Raw genomic sequence first — 19,258 nt, 5'->3', positions numbered from 1 at the left:
ATGGGTGCTTATCTCATTCGCCGCTTACTGCTGCTGATCCCCACCCTGTGGGCGATTATTACCATCAACTTTTTTATCGTGCAGATTGCGCCCGGCGGCCCGGTCGATCAGGCGATTGCCGCCATTGAGTATGGCGATCAGGGGCGGCTGCCCGGCACTGGCGGAGGGGGAACGGGTGCAGGCCATGCGCGCACCGGCGTCGGCGATGCCCTGACTAACGATAGCCACTATCGCGGCGGGCGCGGCCTCGACCCGCAGGTGATTGAGGAGATCAAAAAGCGCTACGGCTTTGATAAACCGCTCTCAGAGCGCTACTTCAAGATGCTGTGGGATTATGCACGCTTCGATTTCGGCGACAGCCTGTTTCGCAGCGCCTCGGTGCTGCAACTGATCAAAGAGAGTCTGCCGGTCTCTATCACCCTTGGTCTGTGGGGCACGCTGATTATCTATCTGGTGTCGATTCCGCTTGGGATACGTAAAGCGGTCTACAGCGGCAGCCGGTTTGATATCTGGAGCAGCGCGCTGATTATTGTCGGCTACGCTATTCCGCCGTTTCTGTTCGCCATTTTGCTGATCATCTTCTTCGCCGGCGGCAGCTATTATGACTTCTTCCCATTGCGCGGGCTGGTATCGACGGATTTCGCCACGCTGCCCTGGTATAAACAGGCCGCTGATTATCTCTGGCACATTACCCTGCCGGTGCTGGCGACGGTGATTGGCGGTTTTGCCGCGCTGACGATGCTCACCAAAAACTCCTTTCTCGATGAGATCCGCAAGCAGTACGTGGTGACGGCGCGCGCCAAAGGGGTGAGCGAGCGCAATATCATGCGTAAACATGTCTTTCGCAACGCCATGCTGCTGGTGATCGCCGGATTCCCGGCGACTTTTGTCAGCATGTTCTTTACCGGTTCGCTGATGATCGAGGTGATCTTCTCCCTCAACGGTCTCGGCCTGCTGGGCTATGAAGCGACCGTCTCGCGGGATTACCCGGTGATGTTCGGCACGCTCTATATCTTCTCCCTTATCGGCCTGCTGCTGAATATTGTCAGCGATATCACCTATACGCTGGTCGATCCGCGTATCGATTTCGAGGGGCGCTGATGTTCAGACTCAGTTATGTTAACCAGGCGCGCTGGGCGCGTTTTCGCCATAACCGCCGTGGATACTGGTCGTTATGGATCTTTGTCGTGATTTTTGTCCTGAGCCTCTGCTCGGAGCTGATCGCCAACGATAAGCCGCTGCTGGTGCGCTTCCAGGGCGAGTGGTTTGTGCCACTGGTGAAAGAGTACAGCGAGAGCGACTTTGGCGGCCCGTTTGCCACACCCGCAGATTACCAGGATCCGTGGCTGCAAAAACAGCTTAACGAGCACGGCTGGGCGCTGTGGGCGCCGGTGCGTTTCGGCGCGCGCAGCATTAATTACGCCACCACGCAGCCCTTCCCCTCTCCGCCATCGGCGCAAAACTGGCTCGGCACCGACGCCAACGGCGGCGATGTGCTGGCGCGCATTCTCTACGGCACGCGCATCTCTTTACTGTTCGGCCTGCTGCTGACGCTCTGCTCCAGCGTCATTGGCATCGTGGTCGGTGCCGTGCAGGGCTACTACGGCGGTAAGATCGATCTCTTCGGCCAGCGCTTTATTGAGGTGTGGTCCGGGCTGCCGACGCTGTTCCTGATTATTTTGCTCTCAAGCGTGATCCAGCCCGGTTTCTGGTGGCTGCTCGGCATTACCGTGCTGTTCGGCTGGATGACGCTGGTGAGCGTGGTGCGCGCCGAGTTTCTGCGCACGCGTAATTTTGACTATATCCGCGCCGCGCAGGCGATGGGCGTCAGCGATGGCGCGATTATGCTGCGCCATATGCTGCCTAATGCGATGGTGGCGACGCTCACCTTCTTCCCCTTTATTCTCAGCGGCTCGGTCAGCACCCTCACCTCCCTCGATTTTCTCGGTTTCGGGCTGCCGCTTGGCTCCCCGTCTCTCGGCGAACTGCTGCTACAGGGCAAAAATAATTTGCAGGCTCCGTGGCTCGGCATCGCGGCGTTCGTCTCAACGGCGCTGCTGCTGTCGGTGCTGATCTTTATCGGCGAAGCGGTGCGCGACGCGTTTGATCCTAATAAGGCGGTGTAAATGGCTTCCCCGTTACTGACTATTGACGCGTTAACCATCGCCTTTCGCCAGCAGGCGACGACCCGCACGGTGGTGGAGGATCTCTCCCTGCGTATTGAAGCGGGCGAAACGCTGGCGCTGGTGGGCGAGTCTGGCTCCGGCAAGAGCGTCAGCGCGCTGTCGATTCTGCGCCTGCTCCCCTCGCCGCCAGTGATCTATCCCTCGGGCGATATTCTGTTTCATGGCGAATCCCTGCTGCATGCCAGCGAGCGCACCCTGCGCGGCGTGCGCGGCAACAAGATCGCCATGATCTTCCAGGAGCCGATGGTCTCCCTCAACCCGCTGCATACGCTGGAAAAGCAGCTTTATGAAGTGCTCTCCCTGCACCGGGGAATGCGCCGGGAAGCGGCGCGGGCCGAGATGCTCGACTGCCTCGATCGCGTCGGCATCCGTAATGCGCGCAGCCGCCTCGGCGACTTCCCGCATCAGCTCTCCGGCGGCGAGCGCCAGCGTGTGATGATCGCCATGGCGCTGCTGACGCGCCCCGAGCTGCTGATTGCCGATGAACCGACCACCGCGCTGGATGTCTCCGTGCAGGCGCAGATCCTCACCCTGCTGCGGGAGCTGCGCGACGAGCTTAATATGGGGCTGCTGTTTATCACCCATAACCTGAATATTGTGCGCAAACTGGCGGATAACGTGGCGGTGATGCAAAACGGCCGCTGCGTGGAGCAGAACCGCGCACAAATCCTGTTCAGCGCGCCGAACCACCCCTATACGCAAAAGCTGATCAACAGCGAGCCGCACGGCGATCCGGTGCCGCTCCCGCCCGTCGATCAGCCGCTATTGCAGGTGGAAAAACTCGGCGTCAGCTTCCCGGTGCGTAAAGGTATTTTCCGCCGCGTTGTCGCGCAAAATGCGGTGGTGAAAGGGATCTCCTTTACCCTGCGCGCCGGTGAAACGCTGGGGCTGGTGGGTGAATCCGGCTCCGGGAAAAGCACCACCGGCCTTGCGCTGCTGCGGCTGGTTAACGCCGAAGGCACGATTCTGTTCGATGGCAAGCCGCTGCATAAGTGGAGCCGCAAGCAGATGCTGCCGGTGCGCCACCGGATTCAGGTGGTGTTTCAGGATCCCAATTCGGCGCTGAATCCGCGCCTCAATGTGCAGCAGATTATCGAAGAGGGACTACGCGTGCACCAGCCTGAGCTGTCGCGCGAAGCCCGCGAGCAGCGGGTGATCGAGGTGATGCAGGAAGTGGGGCTGGATGCGCAGACGCGCCAGCGTTACCCGGCAGAGTTTTCCGGCGGCCAGCGCCAGCGTATCGCTATTGCCCGCGCGCTGATTATGAAGCCGGAGCTGATTATTCTGGATGAACCAACCTCATCGCTGGACCGCACCGTGCAGGCGCAGATCCTCGCGCTCCTGAAGTCGCTTCAGCAGACGCACCGGCTGGCCTATATCTTTATCAGTCACGATCTGCATCTGGTGCGCACCCTCTGCCACCAGGTGATTGTGCTCAAACAGGGTGAAGTGGTGGAACAGGGCGAGTGTCGGCGGGTGTTTGACGAACCTCAGCAGGCGTATACACGCCAGCTGCTGTCGCTGAGCTGAGGTTCAGAACGGGTTGTAGTTGGAGAAGGGTTCCGCGATGGCAACGCCGAAGTTTTTCAGGCGGCAGGTCGCGGCAAACTCATCCTGGCTGTGAACGAAAAGGCATGGCTCGCCTTCGCACTCAACCACCGAGCAGTCGACTTCGATATCGCTGAGCGCCTGGCTGAGTTTATGCATCACCGGCCAGGCGTTATCACCGTCCGGGCTGAGCAATTTTAATGCCACCAGCGCGTCATCCGCCGCATGTCCATTTTGCGGAATCGGTTCAACTTTGGCACCTGCAAAACCCTCTCGCCAGCGATAGCACTGGGGCAAACGGTGGATGATTGAGAGCTGTAATGTATTCACTTTCTTTCCCCAGAAGTACTTTCACTTCACAAATATTTCACATCTAGATTAACACACTATTCACATTTCATCCTGCCAGCGGCAGAGAAAAGGTTGCACCCCGCGTAGTGTGTGGGTTTGCCGCGCTTTTATCAGCATGTTATGAACGCGTCGGCAGGCCAACTTTTCGGCTATATGTACCCGTTTATGAGATCTAACTCAACCTTTTTCACTACAAAGATGTGACTTTTTACACGAGAGGATTTTACATAAAAGAAACAAAAAGCCCAAAAAGAGAACGGCTTTTGCTTGATATGCATCAATGGAGGGAGCGGGTTACGCTCCCTGTTGAGGTAGGTTTATGCCGCTTTTTTGGTGCGGCTGGCATAGAGATAGAAGAGAACCGAGCAGGTGGCGCAGAAGGTCATCGACCAGATCATCGGCCAGGCGGTGTTGAAGGTCGCCAGCGACAGCAGCGCGCCGACAATCGCCCCGATACCGAAACGGAAGGTCCCCGCCAGCGATGAGGCGGTGCCAGCCATGTGCGGGAATTCGTCGAGGATCACCGCCATCGCGTTCGATGCCACCAGCGTGACGCAGCCGACAAACGCCGCCACCCCCACCACCAGCGCCCAGAAGCCTACACCGAGCAGCGCGGTCACCACCATCCATAACGCCATCACGAACTGGATCCACAGCCCGCTGCGGAACATATTCAGCGCGCCAACCCGGCGCACAAAGCGGCCGTTGATAATGGTCAGGATGAACAGGAAGACGATATTGAGCGCAAAGTAGTAGCCAAAGTCCTGCGGCGAGACGTGGTTGATTTCGATATAGACAAACGGCCCGGCGCTGAGGAAGGAGAACATCCCGGCAAAGCTGAAGCCGCTGGCGAGCATATAGCTGAGCACGCGTTTGTGGCGAAACAGCGAGGCAAAGTTGCCAAGGGTGGTGCGGAAATGGAACTTATGCCGCTTCTCTACCGGCAGCGTTTCACGGATGAAAAAGGCGATCATGCCTGATGCCAGCAGCGCCGCCAGCGCGAGGATCCAGAAGATGGCGTGCCAGTTGAACCATATCAGCACCGCGCCGCCAATCATCGGCGCCAGCAGCGGCGCGATGGTGGTCACCAGCATGACAAAGGACATCATGCGGGAGAACTCTTCGCGCGGGTAGATATCGCGCATCAGGGCGTTAATCACCACGCTGGCTGCCGCAGCGGCGAGGCCGTGCAAAAAGCGCATAAAGATAAGCTGCTCGATACTCTGCGCCAGCGCGCAGGCAACCGCCGCGACGGCGAACACCAGCGTACCGCCGAGGATCACCGGCTTGCGCCCGATGCTGTCTGCCATCGGGCCATAGAAGAGCTGGCCGATGGCAAAGCCGAGAATGTAGCTGCTCAGGGTCATCTGCGCGCTGCCGGCCGGTACGCCGAACTGCCCGGCAATTACCGGCAAGGCGGGCAGATACATATCAATCGACAACGGCATCAGCATGGCCAACAGGCCAAGGATAAAGACAATACTCAGTGATGAGTGTGGCCTGCTGGTCACGGCAGCAATCTCCTGAAGTTAGCGGGTGAGCATGCCAACGCTGGCAATTTCATCCTCGGTAAGCGCGCGGTACTCACCCGGCGCCAGGTCGTCATCCAGACGGATACCACCAATGCGTTCGCGATGCAGGCCGACCACGTGGTTACCCACGGCGGCAAACATGCGCTTCACCTGATGATAGCGCCCTTCGCTGATCGTCAGGCGCACCTGCGTCGGCGTAATCACCTCCAGCACGGCGGGTTTGGTGAGATCTTTTTCATTATGCAGCTGAACACCGTGGGCAAATTGCTCGGCGGTGTCCTCTGCAACAGGCGACTCCAGCGTCACCAGGTAGGTCTTTTCGCAGTGATGGCGCGGCGAGGTAATGCGGTGCGACCACTGGCCATCATCGGTCATCAGCACCAGACCGGTGGTGTCGATATCGAGACGCCCGGCGGCGTGAAGCTTGTGCGCGACCGGTTCGTCGAGGAAGTAGAGCACCGTCGGGTGATCGGGATCTTCGGTAGAACAGACGTACCCTTCCGGTTTATGCAGCATAAAGTAGCGCGGGCCGGTCTGCTGAACGAGGGTGTTGCCGTTGTACTCAACCTCGTGTTCCGGTTGCAGTTTAAAGGCGGCATCGCGAACGATCTCGCCATTGACCGTAACACGGCTGCCGCGGATTTCGCGCCCGGAAATGGCGCGGCTGACGCCAAGCTGCTGAGCGATAAACTTATCAAGTCGCATGAAATTTTCTGGCCTGTATGGTGCTGAATGGGGGCAATGCGCCCACAAAAGAGATGAACAGCCTGAAGTATAACGAGCATCATAAACCGCTTAAAGCAAAGTTTCGTGGCATACTGTCCGCCGTCAATCTGTAACGCCGTTGAGACAATGACTTTTACGCTACGCCCCTACCAACGCGAAGCGGTGGATGCCACCCTCGCCCATTTTCGTCAACACGCTGAACCCGCAGTGATTGTGCTGCCGACCGGCGCCGGAAAAAGCCTGGTGATTGCCGAGCTGGCGCGGCTGGCGCGCGGTCGCGTGCTGGTACTGGCACATGTGAAGGAGCTGGTTGCGCAGAACCACGCCAAATATATCGCCCTTGGGCTGGACGCAGATATTTTCGCCGCCGGGCTGAAGCGCAAGCAGAGCCACGGCAAAGTGGTGTTTGGCAGCGTGCAGTCGGTGGCGCGCAACCTTGATCAGTTCCAGGGTGAGTTCTCCCTGCTGGTGGTGGATGAGTGCCATCGCATCAGCGATGACGACGACAGCCAGTATCAGCAAATTCTTTCCCATCTGAAGGAGGTGAATCCGCGCATTCGCCTGCTCGGCCTGACGGCAACCCCCTTCCGTCTTGGCAAAGGGTGGATTTACCGCTTTCACTACCACGGCATGGTACGCGGGGATGAAAAAGCGCTGTTCCGCGACTGTATTTATGAACTGCCGCTGCGCTATATGATCAAACACGGTTATCTGACGCCGCCGGAGCGGCTGGATATGCCGGTGGTGCAGTACGATTTCAGCCGCTTACAGACGCAGAGTAACGGCCTGTTCAGCGAAGCGGAGCTGAACCGCGAACTGAAAAAGCAGAAGCGCATTACGCCGCACATTGTCAGCCAGATTGTTGAGTTTGCGCAGACGCGCAAAGGGGCGATGATTTTTGCCGCCACGGTGGAGCACGCCCGCGAGATCACCGGCCTGCTGCCCGCGGACGACGCGGCGCTAATCACCGGCGAAACGCCCGGCCCGCAGCGTGATGCCTTAATTCAGGCTTTCAAACAGCAGCAGTTCCGCTTTCTGGTCAACGTCGCAGTGCTGACCACCGGCTTTGATGCGCCGCATGTCGATCTGATTGCCATTTTGCGCCCGACGGAATCCGTCAGCCTCTATCAGCAAATTGTCGGTCGCGGCCTGCGCCTGGCCCCGGGGAAAACCGATTGCCTGATTCTGGATTACGCCGGTAACCCGCATGACCTCTACGCCCCGGAGATTGGCGCGCCGAAAGGCAAAAGCGATAACGTGCCGGTGCAGGTCTTCTGCCCGGGCTGCGGCTTCGCTAATACTTTCTGGGGGAAAACCACTGCTGACGGCACGCTGATTGAGCACTTTGGCCGCCGCTGCCAGGGCTGGTTTGAAGATGATGAAGGGCATCGCGAGCAGTGCGATTACCGTTTCCGCTTTAAAAACTGCCCGCACTGCAACGCAGAGAATGATATCGCCGCCCGCCGCTGCCGCAGCTGCGATGCGATTCTCGTCGACCCGGACGATATGCTGAAAGCCGCGCTGAAGCTGAAAGATGCGCTGGTGCTGCGCTGTAGTGGCATGACATTGCAGCACGGCGCGGATGAGAAAGGCGAATGGCTGAAAATCACCTATTACGATGAAGATGGCGCCGATGTCAGCGAGCGCTTTCGCCTGCAGACCCCGGCGCAGCGCACCGCCTTTGAGCAGCTCTTTATGCGTCCGCATACGCGCACGCCCGGCGTGCCGTTACGCTGGATTGTGGCGGCGGATATCGTTGCCCAGCAGGCGCTGCTGCGTCATCCCGATTTTGTTGTCGCACGTATGAAAGGGCAGTACTGGCAGGTGCGGGAAAAAGTGTTTGATTACGAAGGTCGCTTTCGCCGGGCGCATGAATTGCGCGGCTAAGCGCACTTTTGATTGCTGTATCAATCATTAGGGGATAGAATACCGCCCGCTTTTGCATCCGCAAAGCCGATCATCTGCCTGTTGCTGGGTCGCCTGTAACAGGATTTATTTAAGAGAGATTCAAATGTTTACTATTAACGCAGAAGTACGTAATGAGCAGGGTAAGGGTGCGAGCCGCCGCCTGCGCACCGCGAACAAGTTCCCGGCTATCGTCTACGGTGGAACTGAAGCGCCGGTTGCTATCGAACTGGATCACGACAAAGTGTGGAACATGCAGACTAAGCCTGGTTTCTACAGCGAAGTTCTGACCCTGGCTCTCGATGGCAAAGAAGTTAAAGTTAAGATTCAGGCTGTTCAGCGTCACCCGTTCAAGCCGAAACTGACTCACATCGACTTCGTTCGCGCGTAATCGCTGACAAGTTGAAGAAAAAACCCCGCTCCGGCGGGGTTTTTTTATGGCCTATTTTCCGCCACTCAGCCGACGCTGCAACTGATCGCGCAGGTTTGGTGGCGTGCCTTTAATGGTCAGCGTGTCGGTAGCCGGATCCCAGAAGATACGCTCGCCAAGCAGCAGCGCATCAAAATTGATGGTCAACCCGCCGCCGCTGCCGGCATATTTGGTCAACTGGCGCAGGGTGCTGCGATCCGCCGGGAAGCTCTCTTCCAGCTCGTAGCCCTGGCCTGCGGTAAACTCTTCAAAGCTCACTTCGCTTACGCCCGCCAGCTCTTTTGAGAGCGACGCCAGCTCAATCTCCTCGCCCGCCTGCAACTGCTCGTTACAGTAGGTGTAGACCTGCTGACGCACAGTTTGACGCTCGGATTTATCAAGCTCTGCCTGGGCGGTAAAATCATCGACCGCTTGCAACAGCCCGCGGTTCTGCGCTTTTGCGTTCAGCCCTTCGCTGGCGCCGAGGAAATCCATAAAGAAGTCCGCGACCTTGCGCCCTACCCGCCCCTTCAGGAAGGTGAGGTAACGCGTTGACTCCGGGTTAGTTTCCCACTCGGTTAAGTCGACGCGCGCAACGATATCGGCGTGATTGATATCAAGATAATGGGTCGAGCTGATATCGAGGTTTTCATTGACGCGCATGCTGCTTAAGTTGTTCAGCACCGCCACCAACAGATACTCCACCGCCAGATAGCGGTAGTGGCAAAACAGCACAATACCGCCGTCGGCAAAGGGGTATTTCGCCAGTTCATCACGTAAGCGCCCGGTCGCCGCGCGGCTGAAGGCCAGAAACTCCTCTTCGCCCTGGCGTTGCAGACGCAGCGCCTGTGCCAGCTCGCTCTCTTCATTAAACAGGCCATAGGCTTTACTTTTTGCGCTATAGACCCGGTGCAGTTCCGCCACCATCTCTTCGACGGGCGGGGTGGGTTCGAGCAAAGAATCGCGCAGCACCAGCTCAAGGGTTTGCTCATCGCGCTTGATAAGCTGGTGCAGGGCAATCTGGTTGATGTCCAGACTCATGATAAACTCTCCTTTTTGACCGGCGGTATTCAACCACCACCAACGCCGCGGTGCAACTGCTGATAAAAAAGCAGAAAAAAAGCTCTTCCTACGGTAAGATGTTGCCCTTTCATGAACAGACTGATTTCGATTTATGCCACAAATCTCCCGCTACAGTGATGAACACGTTGAACAACTGCTCAGTGAGCTGGCCAACGTACTGGAAAAACACAAAGCACCGGCCGACCTCTCTTTGATGGTGCTGGGCAATATGGTGACCAACCTGATTAACAGCAGCGTCGCCCCCGCGCAGCGTCAGGCCATCGCGACATCGTTCGCAAAGGCACTGCAATCGTCCATTGGCGACGACAAAGCGCACTAAGGGAAATCACAACAGTTTATGGTGACTAATCGTCAACGCTACCGTGAAAAAGTCTCCCAGATGGTGAGCTGGGGGCACTGGTTCGCGCTGTTCAACATTTTGTTGTCCATCGTGCTCGGTAGCCGTTACCTGTTTGTTGCCGACTGGCCGACCACGCTTTCCGGGCGTATTTACTCCTGGCTGAGCCTGGTGGGCCACTTCAGCTTTGTGGTGTTTGCCACCTATCTGCTGATCCTCTTCCCGCTGACCTTTATTGTGATGTCGCAGCGGCTGATGCGCGTGCTCTCGGCGATCCTCGCCACCGCAGGCATGACGCTGCTGCTTATCGACAGCGAAGTCTTTACCCGTTTTCACCTGCACCTCAATCCGGTGGTCTGGGAGCTGGTCATTAACCCCGATCAGAACGAGATGGCCCGCGACTGGCAGCTGATGTTTATCAGCGTGCCGGTCATTTTGCTGATTGAGATGCTATTCGCGACATGGAGCTGGCAGAAGCTGCGCAGCCTCACGCGCCGCCGCCACTTCGCCAAACCGGTGGCCGCCCTCTTTTTCGTCTCCTTTATTGCCACCCATGTGATGTATATCTGGGCGGACGCCAATTTCTATCGCCCGATCACCATGCAGCGCGCCAACCTGCCGCTCTCTTACCCGATGACCGCGCGACGCTTCCTTGAAAAACATGGTCTGCTGGATGCGCAGGATTACCAGCGTCGCCTGGTGGAGCAAGGCAATCCGGAAGCGGTATCGGTGCAGTATCCGTTAAGCGATCTGCGCTATCTCGATATGGGTTCCGGGCAGAATGTGCTGCTGATTACCGTCGATGGGCTGAACTACGCCCGTTATGAAAAACAGATGCCGCAACTTGCGAGCTTTGCCGGGCAGAATGTTAAATTTACCCAGCATATGAGCGCCGGGAATAACGCGGATAATGGCTACTTCGGCCTCTTCTACGGTATTTCGCCGAGTTATATGGATGGCGTAATGTCGTCACGCATTCCGCCCGCGCTGATCACCGCACTGAATCATCAGGGCTATCAGCTGGGTCTCTTCTCGTCAGATGGCTTCAGCAGCCCGCTTAATCGCCAGGCGCTGCTGTCAGATTTCTCGCTGCCGCCGGCGAAAAGCCAGAGTGATGCGCAGACGGCCGATCAGTGGATCAAATGGCTGTCCCATGATGCACAGGACGATACCCGCTGGTTCTCATGGGTCTCCTTTAACGGTACCGCGACGTTTGACATCGACACACCGGGCTTTGCACGTAAGTACACCCGCGCTGCCGCCGATGTCGATGCGCAGATTGCCCGCGTGCTGGATGCGCTGCGCGCCTCCGGCAAAATGAACAACACGGTAGTGGTGATCACCGCCGGTCGCGGCATACCGGCCAATCAACAGGACACGACCTTCGACTGGTCGCGCAGCCGCCTGCATGTGCCGCTGGTCGTACACTGGCCGGGCACGCCCGCGCAGCGTATTACCAGGCTGACGGATCATCAGGATGTGATGACCACCCTGATGCAGCGTCTGCTGCATGTCAGCACCCCGGCTAATGAGTATTCGCAGGGTCAGGATCTCTTTACCGCCACGCGCCGCCACAACTGGGTCACCGCCGCTAACAGCAATACGCTGGCGATTACCACGCCGCAGATGACGCTGGTGCTCGATCAGAACGGCAACTATAAGTCCTGGGATGCGCAGGGCGAGAAGATCCGCGATCAGAAACCGCAACTCAGTTTACTGCTGCAGGTACTGACCGATGAAAAACGGTTTATCGCTAACTGATTGATTATTTATGAATCACTCAGCCTGCCCTGTACTTGCAATCAGGCAAGAAACGGGTAGTATTAGCGCCACATGTCGGCACGTAGCGCAGCCTGGTAGCGCACTGTCATGGGGTGTCAGGGGTCGGAGGTTCAAATCCTCTCGTGCCGACCAAAATTCCCCGCCGCCTTGCCTGCTTCATTCCGGCAAGACGAGAAAAAACAGCAAGTTAAAATAACTTGCTGTTTTTTTTTGCCCGTTAAAAAACCTTTTCGCCTGGCAAACGGGTAAGCAAATCGTAATCAGGATGTTAACATAGAGACAAATTCATGCCTGTTATGATGAGTGAAACCTATGTCCGACTTAAATCGTCCACAACTCCAGCTGCCCAACGGGGCCGATAAACTGCTGCTCCACTCCTGTTGCGCGCCCTGCTCGGGTGAAGTGATGGAAGCGATCCAGGCTTCCGGTATCGACTACACCATCTTCTTCTATAACCCGAACATTCATCCGCAAAAAGAGTACGAACTGCGCAAAGAGGAGAATATCCGCTTTGCTGAGAAGCACGGCGTGCCCTTTGTCGATGCGGATTACGATACCGACAACTGGTTCGAGCGGGCAAAAGGGATGGAGTGGGAGCCTGAGCGCGGCGTGCGCTGCACAATGTGTTTTGATATGCGCTTTGAGCGCACGGCGCTCTATGCCCATGAGCACGGCTTCAAAGCCATCAGCAGTTCGCTGGGCATTTCCCGCTGGAAAAACATGCAGCAAATCAATGACTGCGGCCAGCGCGCGGCGGGGCACTACCCGGAAATGGTTTACTGGGATTACAACTGGCGCAAGCAGGGCGGCTCGGCGAGGATGATTGAGATCAGCAAACGGGAGCGCTTCTATCAGCAAGAGTACTGCGGCTGCGTCTACTCCCTGCGCGACAGCAACCTGCACCGTAAATCCCAGGGCCGACCGCTGATTAAAATCGGCAAGCTCTATTACGGTGACGAGCAGGAATAGAGATGAACAATCCCGGCCATCTGACCGGGATTGTTTGCATTACAGCGCGATATCCGCAACCTGCCCATCGTCGTGATGCGGTTGCGTCACCGGCTTCTGCACCGGCGGCGTAATATCCGCCACCATCGATTCATCGCACTTCAGACCGAGGATTTCGCTGGTGTAGCGCAGCTCGGCGTCAGCGGCTTCGATATTGCCATTCAGCTCGGTGCCAAAGGAGGGAATAATCTCCCGCAGCTTGGTTTGCCAGGCCTCTGAAGCGAAGCGCTCGGTAAACACTTTCTCCATCAGCTCGAGCATGATCGGTGCTGCGGTTGAGGCACCCGGCGACGCGCCAAGCAGCGCGGCAATGGTGCCCTCTTTGTCGCTTACCACTTCGGTGCCCAGACGCAGCACGCCGCCTTTCCCGGCTTCGCGTTTAATAATCTGCACCCGCTGCCCTGCCTGCCACAAGCGCCAGTCCTCTTTTTGCGCCAGCGGATAGTATTCACGCAGCGCATCAAAGCGGTCATCCTCGTTTTGCAGCACCTGGTTTACCAGGTATTTCACCAGGCTGAAGTTGGTCATCCCGACCGTCAGCATCGGCAAAATATTGGAAGAGTTGGTTGAGCGCAGCAGATCCCACAGCGATCCGTTTTTCAAAAAACGCGTCGAGAAGGTGGCGAACGGCCCGAAGAGCAGCACGCGTTTGCCATCAATAATGCGCGTATCGATATGCGGCACCGACATTGGCGGCGCGCCAACGGTCGCCTGACCGTAGACTTTAGCCAGATGGTGATTCACCACTGCCGGATCTTCCGCCACCAGGAACTGGCCGCCGACCGGGAAACCGGCATAATCGGCCGCTTCCGGAATGCCGGATTGCTGTAACAGCTTCAGCGCTGCGCCACCGGCACCGATAAAGATAAATTTCGCTTTGATCACCTGCTCAGCGCCGCTGTTCAGGTTATGCAGCGTCACGCTCCAGCTCTGGTCAGCGTTGCGCTTTAAGCCGCGAACTTCGGTCGCCAGCTGCAGGGCGAAGTTCGCCTTCTTCTGCAGCGAGCCGATCATCTGGCGCGTCAGCTCGCCAAAGTTAACATCGGTGCCAATCTCCGTGCGGGTCGCGGCAATTTTTTGCGTGGCATCGCGCCCTTCCATCACCAGCGGTGCCCACTGTTTGATCTGCTCAGGGTCTTCGGAATAACGCATGCCGCGAAACAGGGAGCACTGCTGCAACGCTTTATAGCGCGCGCGCAGGAAGTTGACGTTATCGTCGCCCCAGACGAGGCTCATATGCGGCACGGTATTGATAAAGGAGCGCGGGTCGCGCAGCACACCGTTTTTTACCTGGTGCGCCCAGAACTGGCGAGAGATGCGAAACGCTTCGTTGATCTCAATCGCTTTTTTGATGCTGACAGAGCCGTCCGCGCTGCGTGGGGTGTAGTTGAGTTCCATCAGGGCGGCATGCCCGGTACCGGCGTTATTCCAGCCGTTTGAACTCTCTTGCGCCAGGGCGTCGAGACGCTCCACCATCGTAATTGACCAGTCCGGTTCAAGATCCGAAAGCCAGGTTCCCAACGTGGCACTCATGATCCCACCACCGATTAAAAGCACATCTGTTTCCTGCTCTTTCGATGCGGACGCGTCTGCTGCTTTTGAGACAGCATTAAGCCCGACAGCCATCGAAAACAGCCTGGCAGTCATTCTTTTCATGATGATATTGCCTTACTTTTAGTGCTGCTTTATTCGCATTTATAGAGGGTTAAGTCGTTAGCTCGTCTAACGTAGCACTTAAAAGTCGAGATTTAAATAATGTTTAAACATTAAATAATAATTATATAAATGTTACTAATAAGTTGCTTTTATGCATTAGTTTTAACACTAATTGTTGCCCGCCTGGCGCCTGAATCTGCTATTATCCTGCGCTTTGCCAAACGCATGGATGCCATTTGCCTCTGCTTCTATGGCACTCTCCACTTGCGGAACGTTATGACCGACAAAACTCTCCTCCCCTCTTCTCAGGTAAGCGCCGTGCTGCGCTCGCCGAAGCTGTTTACACGTGAAATTTTAGCCGGTGTGATCACTGCGCTGGCGCTGATCCCGGAAGTGATCTCCTTCTCGGTGATTGCTGGTGTTGACCCGAAAGTGAGCCTGATCGCCTCGGTGGTACTCTGCTTCGCGATGTCCATTCTCGGCGGTCGCCCGGCGATGGTAACGGCAGCTGCCGGGTCAGTCGCACTGGTTATCGGTCCGATGGTCAACCAGAACGGTGTGGAATACATTTTGCCTGCGGTATTACTGGCGGGCGTGATCCAGATTATCTTTGGCCTGACCGGCATGGCGCGGCTGATGCGCTTTATTCCTCATGCGGTGATGACCGGGTTTGTTAACGCCCTCGGTATTCTGATCTTCTTTGCCCAGGTGCCCCACTTCTGGAGCAAAAACCCAATTATTCTGGCGCTCTTCGCCCTGACGCTGCTGATTGTGCTGTGGCTGCCGCGCTGGCTGAAAAGCGTGCCCGCGCCGCTGGTGGCGATTGTCGTACTGACCGCCTATACCATTTTCAGCGGCCAGCTATTACCGACCGTCGGCGATGAAGGCCCGATGCAGGGCGGCCTGCCGGGGTTGACCGAATGGCTGGTGCCGTTTGATTTGCATACGCTGAGTATTATCTGGCCCTGCGCACTGAGCATCGCTTTTGTCGGGCTGATGGAGTCGCTGCTGACCGCCAAACTGGTTGATGACTTAACCCATACGCCGTCGAATAAAGGGCGCGAAAGTACCGGGCTTGGCATCGCCAATATCCTTGCCGGTTTCTACGGCGGCATTGCTGGCTGCGCGATGATTGGTCAAACCATCGTGAACGTTGAGATGGGCAAAGGCCGCACGCGCCTCTCAACCGTTGCCGCCGCGCTGGTGTTGCTGCTGCTGGTCACGGCGTTAAGCGAGGTGATGGCGAAAATCCCGATGGTGGTGCTGGCCGGGATCATGGCGATTGTCGCCTTCAAGACCTTTAACTGGGGAAGCCTCAAGCCAGGCACCCTGAAGCAGGCGCCTTTCGTTGAGAGCGTGGTGATGGTGATAACGGTGATTGCCACCGTCAGCACCGGCAACCTGGCAATTGGCGTGGTTGCCGGCGTGGTGACGCTGGCGATAACGCCGGCGAAGTGGCGGGAAAAGTCGCTGTTTACAGCAAAAACAGCGTCGCCAGACCAAGAAAAATAAAGAAGCCGCCGGTGTCGGTAATGGCGGTGATCATCACGCTGGAGCCGACCGCCGGGTCGCGCCCCAGCCTGATCATCAGCATCGGGATCAGCACACCCATTAATGCCGCCATCAGCAGGTTAAGCACCATCGCCAGCATCATCACGCCGCCCAGCGCCGGGTCGCCATACAGCCACCAGGTGATGCAGCCCATTAAGCCGCCCCACACCACGCCGTTAATTAATGCCACGCCCATTTCGCGCAGAATAAGAAACGAGAAGTTGCCCGGCTGAATGTTTTGCAGCGCCAGCGCGCGCACAATCATGGTGATGGTCTGATTACCGGTGTTACCGCCAATACCGGCGACAATCGGCATCAACGAGGCCAGCGCCACCAGCTGCGAGATGGTGTGTTCAAAACCGTCAATCACCCGCGAGGCAATGAAGGCGGTGCAGAGGTTAAGTGCCAGCCACGCCCAGCGTGACTTTACCGCTTTGGTGACGGGGGCGAAGACATCCTCTTCGGTACTCAGGCCGCCCATCTGACGCATATCGTTATCGGTCTCTTCGTAGACCACGTCGAGGATCTCATCGACGGTCAGCCGCCCCATCAGAATGCCGTTCTCATCCACCACTGCGGCGCTGAGCAGGTTGTCACGCTCAAAGGTACGCGCAACACGCTCCGCCTCCTCTTCCGGCAGGAAGGTGACGGGATCGCTCTCCATCACCTCGCCCACTTCCCGATCGGTGGCGTTCAGCAGCAGAGTTTGCAGCGTCAGCTCGCCAACCAGCCGGTTGTCGCGATCGACCACAAACAGCTTGTCGGTGTTCTCCGGCATCTTTCCCAGACGGCGCAGGTAGCGCTGAACGGCGGCCAGCGTCACCTCGGCGCGGATGGTGATCACCTCAAACTCCATAATCGCGCCGACACAGTTTTTGCCATAGCGCATCACCTGGCGCACCCGCGCGCGCTCTTTCGGCGGTAGCGTTGCCATCATGCGCCCGGTCAGGTTGCGCGGCAGATGTTGCACCAGGTAGATCTGCTCATCAATATTGAGGGTTTCCAGCGCATCCAGCAGCGCGCGGTCGCTCATCTCATCAATCAGATCGTCCCAGACATTTTCCGAGGCTTCGAGCAGCACTTTGCCGCGCTTGTCATCTTCAATCACCCGCCACAGCGCATGGCGTTCAACCACCGGCAGCGCTTCGAGGGTATCGGCCAGATCCGGCGGCGGCAGGTGCGCGGCGAGGGCGCGAACTTCAAGCAGGTGTTGATCGAGCACTTCACTGTTCACCTGCTCTACCAGCGTGATTTCGCCTAACAGCGTGGCAGTCAGAGCTTTATGGGTAGTGAGCAACCAGATAAGGCGCGCGCGCTCTTCTTCGCGCAGTTTGACACTGTTCTTTTTGATAACCGGCATGACAATCCTGAATCGAAAGCGCCCTCTCATCCGGGCGGAATAGCCTTAAGCATAGCGCCAGGTGCTAAAAAAAGGCTCAACGGTGCGGTTGTTTGGGTAAAAAAACGGCAACGCTCCCCGGTTCAGCAGGGAGCGTTGTTGTTATGCGGTGCGGGAAACGGCGTCGCGGGAGGCGAGCTGACGCTCTTCACCTTCCAGCTCGCTTAAGTGGCCATTGCGCATCTCCAGCAGGCGATCGGCGTGGATAAAGTAGTGATCGTCATGGCTGATGGCGAAGATGGTTTTACCCATCTGCTGCATCAGCGGCAACAGCACCTGGTAGAAGTCGCGCCTGAAGTGCGGATCCTGATCTGCCGCCCACTCATCCAGCAGCAGAATATCGCGCTCTTCCGCCAGCGCCAGCAGCAGCGCGACGCGCTTCTTCTGCCCTTTTGAGAGCTTCAGGTTGAGGATTTTACCGTTCTCCAGTTCCAGCTTGTGCGACATCTTTAACTGCTCCAGCCACTTCGCCACCAGCGCCGGATCGGCCTGCTGCCCTTCGGGGCCAAGCAGCTCATCAAACAGCCAGACATCGGTAAACACCGCCGAGAAGAGCTTGCGGTAATCTTCCGGTTTATCCTGCGCCATCGGTTTGCCATCCAGCAGGATCTCGCCGGAGAGCGGCTGATAGAGGCCGGTCAACAGCATCGCCAGCGTCGATTTCCCGCTGCCGTTGCCACCAATCAGAAACACCAGTTCGCCGCGCTTGAGGGTCATATTAATTGGCCCGATGGCAAAGTCATTATCCTGATATTTAAAGGTGACATTGCGCAGCTCAAGGGTTTGCCAGCCGGGGAAGGCCTGCGGGCGCGGAAACTCCGGGCGGTAAGGTGCCAGCGCGAACTGCTTGAGTTTGCGAAACGCCACCTGGGCGGTGAGAAGCGTTGGCAGCGCACCCACGGCGGAGAGCAGCGGTGTGCGCAGAAAGAGCAGCGTCAATGAGTAGGTCGCCGCGACATTAGTATTCGCCCAGCCCAGCCCGTTCGCCATCCAGAACACCAGGCCAATCGCGCCCAGCATCATAATGTTCGACCAGTTCACCGCGCTCAGGTGGAAGGTATCGGCGCGGATAATATGGTGGCGGTATTCACGCGCATCCGGCAGGTACATCTTTTCAAACACGTGCTCGGCGCGCTCGCGGTTGAGCGTAAGCTCTTTGCGCCCTTCAAGCACCGTCTGGAAATCGGCATACAGCTTATCTTCCGTCTCGCGCAGGGTCGCCATATGTCTATAGACGCGCGACACCAGCATAAACCCGCCCCAGATGGTTAGCGCCATCCAGATCACGGTGATCAGCAACATCTTGCCGGAGAGCATGGCGAGATAGAGGCAGGAGCCGACGGTGAGGATAATCCCCTGCACCAGCTCCGGCAGGCGCACAAAGGCGATGGTGATATTACGCACATCGCTGGTCAGCCCGGCCAGCAGCGAGGCGCTGCCGAGCTGTTCGATGCGCTCGATCGGCGTATCCAGCAGACGCTTGATAAATTCGCTACGCAGGCGGTAGACAAAGTGGTGACCCAGTGTCGTCAGCGCCAGCTGCGAACCGAGAGTGACGGCCATCAACAGCAGCAGCAGGCCAAGGAACTCCGGCAGCACGGCAACAGAGAGATCGACAGATTCAATCAGGCGCTGGTTAATAAAGGCAATAAGGCCGATGCCCATTGCCGCGCTGGCAAGTGACAGCGCCAGTACCGCCACAAACGGCCAGCGATACTGCCGCCAGACAAGAAGGAGAAGTTCCATAAGCGTATCCGGTCAATAAAAACAGCCAGCAGTTTAAAC

General features: G+C 57.4%; 16 protein-coding genes and 1 tRNA gene. 10 read left to right on the top strand and 7 right to left on the bottom strand.

Going from position 1 to position 19,258, the window contains the following annotated elements; genetic code table 11:
- From yejB to yejF, 3 genes are read left to right on the top strand one after another with little or no spacing between them, the layout of a single operon-like run.
- Window positions 1-1,101, top strand: coding sequence for a microcin C ABC transporter permease YejB (yejB, locus tag ABIC80_RS01925; RefSeq protein ID WP_263754316.1), 1,101 nt, complete (start codon window positions 1-3; stop codon window positions 1,099-1,101).
- The gene (locus ABIC80_RS01920; RefSeq protein WP_094421087.1) at window positions 1,101-2,126 is read left to right on the top strand and encodes a microcin C ABC transporter permease; all 1,026 of its coding nucleotides are present in this window, start codon (window positions 1,101-1,103) and stop codon (window positions 2,124-2,126) included. Before yejB ends, ABIC80_RS01920 begins: the two co-directional genes overlap by 1 nt.
- Window positions 2,127-3,716, top strand: a complete 1,590-nt coding sequence (gene yejF / locus ABIC80_RS01915; RefSeq protein ID WP_429175203.1) for a microcin C ABC transporter ATP-binding protein YejF — start codon at window positions 2,127-2,129, stop codon at window positions 3,714-3,716. It abuts the gene before it with no gap.
- 3 nt (window positions 3,717-3,719) lie between these two features.
- Here the strand turns inward: yejF and ABIC80_RS01910 are convergent, their stop codons facing one another.
- The 3 genes from ABIC80_RS01910 to rsuA all read right to left on the bottom strand — a co-directional run bounded on the left by ABIC80_RS01910 (window position 3,720) and on the right by rsuA (window position 6,322).
- On the bottom strand, window positions 3,720-4,064 hold the full coding sequence (locus ABIC80_RS01910) for a YejG family protein (RefSeq protein WP_023479706.1): 345 nt from the start codon (window positions 4,062-4,064) through the stop codon (window positions 3,720-3,722).
- A 338-nt stretch (window positions 4,065-4,402) separates the two neighbouring features.
- Window positions 4,403-5,596 (bottom strand): Bcr/CflA family multidrug efflux MFS transporter, encoded by a 1,194-nt coding sequence (locus ABIC80_RS01905; protein WP_094421090.1) that lies wholly within the window; start codon window positions 5,594-5,596, stop codon window positions 4,403-4,405.
- 18 nt (window positions 5,597-5,614) lie between these two features.
- Window positions 5,615-6,322 (bottom strand): 16S rRNA pseudouridine(516) synthase RsuA, encoded by a 708-nt coding sequence (gene rsuA / locus ABIC80_RS01900; protein ID WP_094421092.1) that lies wholly within the window; start codon window positions 6,320-6,322, stop codon window positions 5,615-5,617.
- Window positions 6,323-6,469: 147 nt separating this feature from the next.
- Between rsuA and ABIC80_RS01895 the strand changes: the two genes are divergently transcribed.
- Both ABIC80_RS01895 and rplY read left to right on the top strand, forming a co-directional pair.
- Window positions 6,470-8,230, top strand: a complete 1,761-nt coding sequence (locus ABIC80_RS01895; protein ID WP_429175200.1) for a DEAD/DEAH box helicase — start codon at window positions 6,470-6,472, stop codon at window positions 8,228-8,230.
- Window positions 8,231-8,354: 124 nt separating this feature from the next.
- Complete coding sequence (gene rplY / locus ABIC80_RS01890) at window positions 8,355-8,639, top strand: 50S ribosomal protein L25 (RefSeq protein WP_042713291.1); 285 nt, start codon at window positions 8,355-8,357, stop codon at window positions 8,637-8,639.
- A gap of 51 nt (window positions 8,640-8,690) precedes the next feature.
- Here the strand turns inward: rplY and yejK are convergent, their stop codons facing one another.
- Window positions 8,691-9,698: a nucleoid-associated protein YejK gene (gene yejK, locus ABIC80_RS01885; RefSeq protein WP_094421096.1), complete on the bottom strand. Its 1,008-nt coding sequence runs from the start codon at window positions 9,696-9,698 to the stop codon at window positions 8,691-8,693.
- A 133-nt stretch (window positions 9,699-9,831) separates the two neighbouring features.
- Between yejK and ABIC80_RS01880 the strand changes: the two genes are divergently transcribed.
- From ABIC80_RS01880 to ABIC80_RS01865, 4 genes are all read left to right on the top strand, one after another.
- Window positions 9,832-10,059 carry a YejL family protein gene (locus ABIC80_RS01880; protein ID WP_023479697.1) on the top strand — a complete coding sequence of 76 codons (228 nt, stop codon included), beginning with the start codon at window positions 9,832-9,834 and terminating at the stop codon, window positions 10,057-10,059.
- Window positions 10,060-10,077: 18 nt separating this feature from the next.
- A complete protein-coding gene (gene yejM, locus ABIC80_RS01875; protein ID WP_429175198.1) occupies window positions 10,078-11,838 on the top strand; it encodes an LPS biosynthesis-modulating metalloenzyme YejM in 1,761 nt (586 codons plus the stop codon).
- A gap of 76 nt (window positions 11,839-11,914) precedes the next feature.
- Window positions 11,915-11,991: transfer RNA gene (locus tag ABIC80_RS01870), tRNA-Pro, on the top strand.
- A gap of 180 nt (window positions 11,992-12,171) precedes the next feature.
- Window positions 12,172-12,828, top strand: coding sequence for an epoxyqueuosine reductase QueH (locus tag ABIC80_RS01865; protein WP_094421191.1), 657 nt, complete (start codon window positions 12,172-12,174; stop codon window positions 12,826-12,828).
- A 39-nt stretch (window positions 12,829-12,867) separates the two neighbouring features.
- On the opposite strand, the gene mqo is transcribed toward ABIC80_RS01865, so the two are convergent.
- A complete protein-coding gene (mqo, locus tag ABIC80_RS01860; RefSeq protein ID WP_429175195.1) occupies window positions 12,868-14,523 on the bottom strand; it encodes a malate dehydrogenase (quinone) in 1,656 nt (551 codons plus the stop codon).
- 276 nt (window positions 14,524-14,799) lie between these two features.
- Here mqo and ABIC80_RS01855 point away from each other — a divergent pair, with 276 nt between their 5' ends.
- A complete protein-coding gene (locus ABIC80_RS01855; protein ID WP_429175193.1) occupies window positions 14,800-16,035 on the top strand; it encodes a SulP family inorganic anion transporter in 1,236 nt (411 codons plus the stop codon).
- Here the strand turns inward: ABIC80_RS01855 and mgtE are convergent.
- Together mgtE and ABIC80_RS01845 are read right to left on the bottom strand one after the other, a co-directional pair.
- Window positions 15,998-17,434 carry a magnesium transporter gene (mgtE, locus tag ABIC80_RS01850; RefSeq protein ID WP_094421197.1) on the bottom strand — a complete coding sequence of 479 codons (1,437 nt, stop codon included), beginning with the start codon at window positions 17,432-17,434 and terminating at the stop codon, window positions 15,998-16,000. The two genes, ABIC80_RS01855 and mgtE, sit on opposite strands and share 38 nt — an antisense overlap.
- A 141-nt stretch (window positions 17,435-17,575) precedes the next feature.
- Window positions 17,576-19,219: a multidrug ABC transporter permease/ATP-binding protein gene (locus ABIC80_RS01845; RefSeq protein ID WP_288876798.1), complete on the bottom strand. Its 1,644-nt coding sequence runs from the start codon at window positions 19,217-19,219 to the stop codon at window positions 17,576-17,578.
- Window positions 19,220-19,258 lie beyond the last annotated feature (39 nt).

This window comes from Kosakonia sp. 1610 (assembly GCF_050435845.1).
GTDB lineage: Bacteria > Pseudomonadota > Gammaproteobacteria > Enterobacterales > Enterobacteriaceae > Kosakonia > Kosakonia cowanii.
The sequence above is the reverse complement of the archived record's forward strand: the minus strand, read 5'-3'. Positions and strand labels throughout refer to the sequence as shown.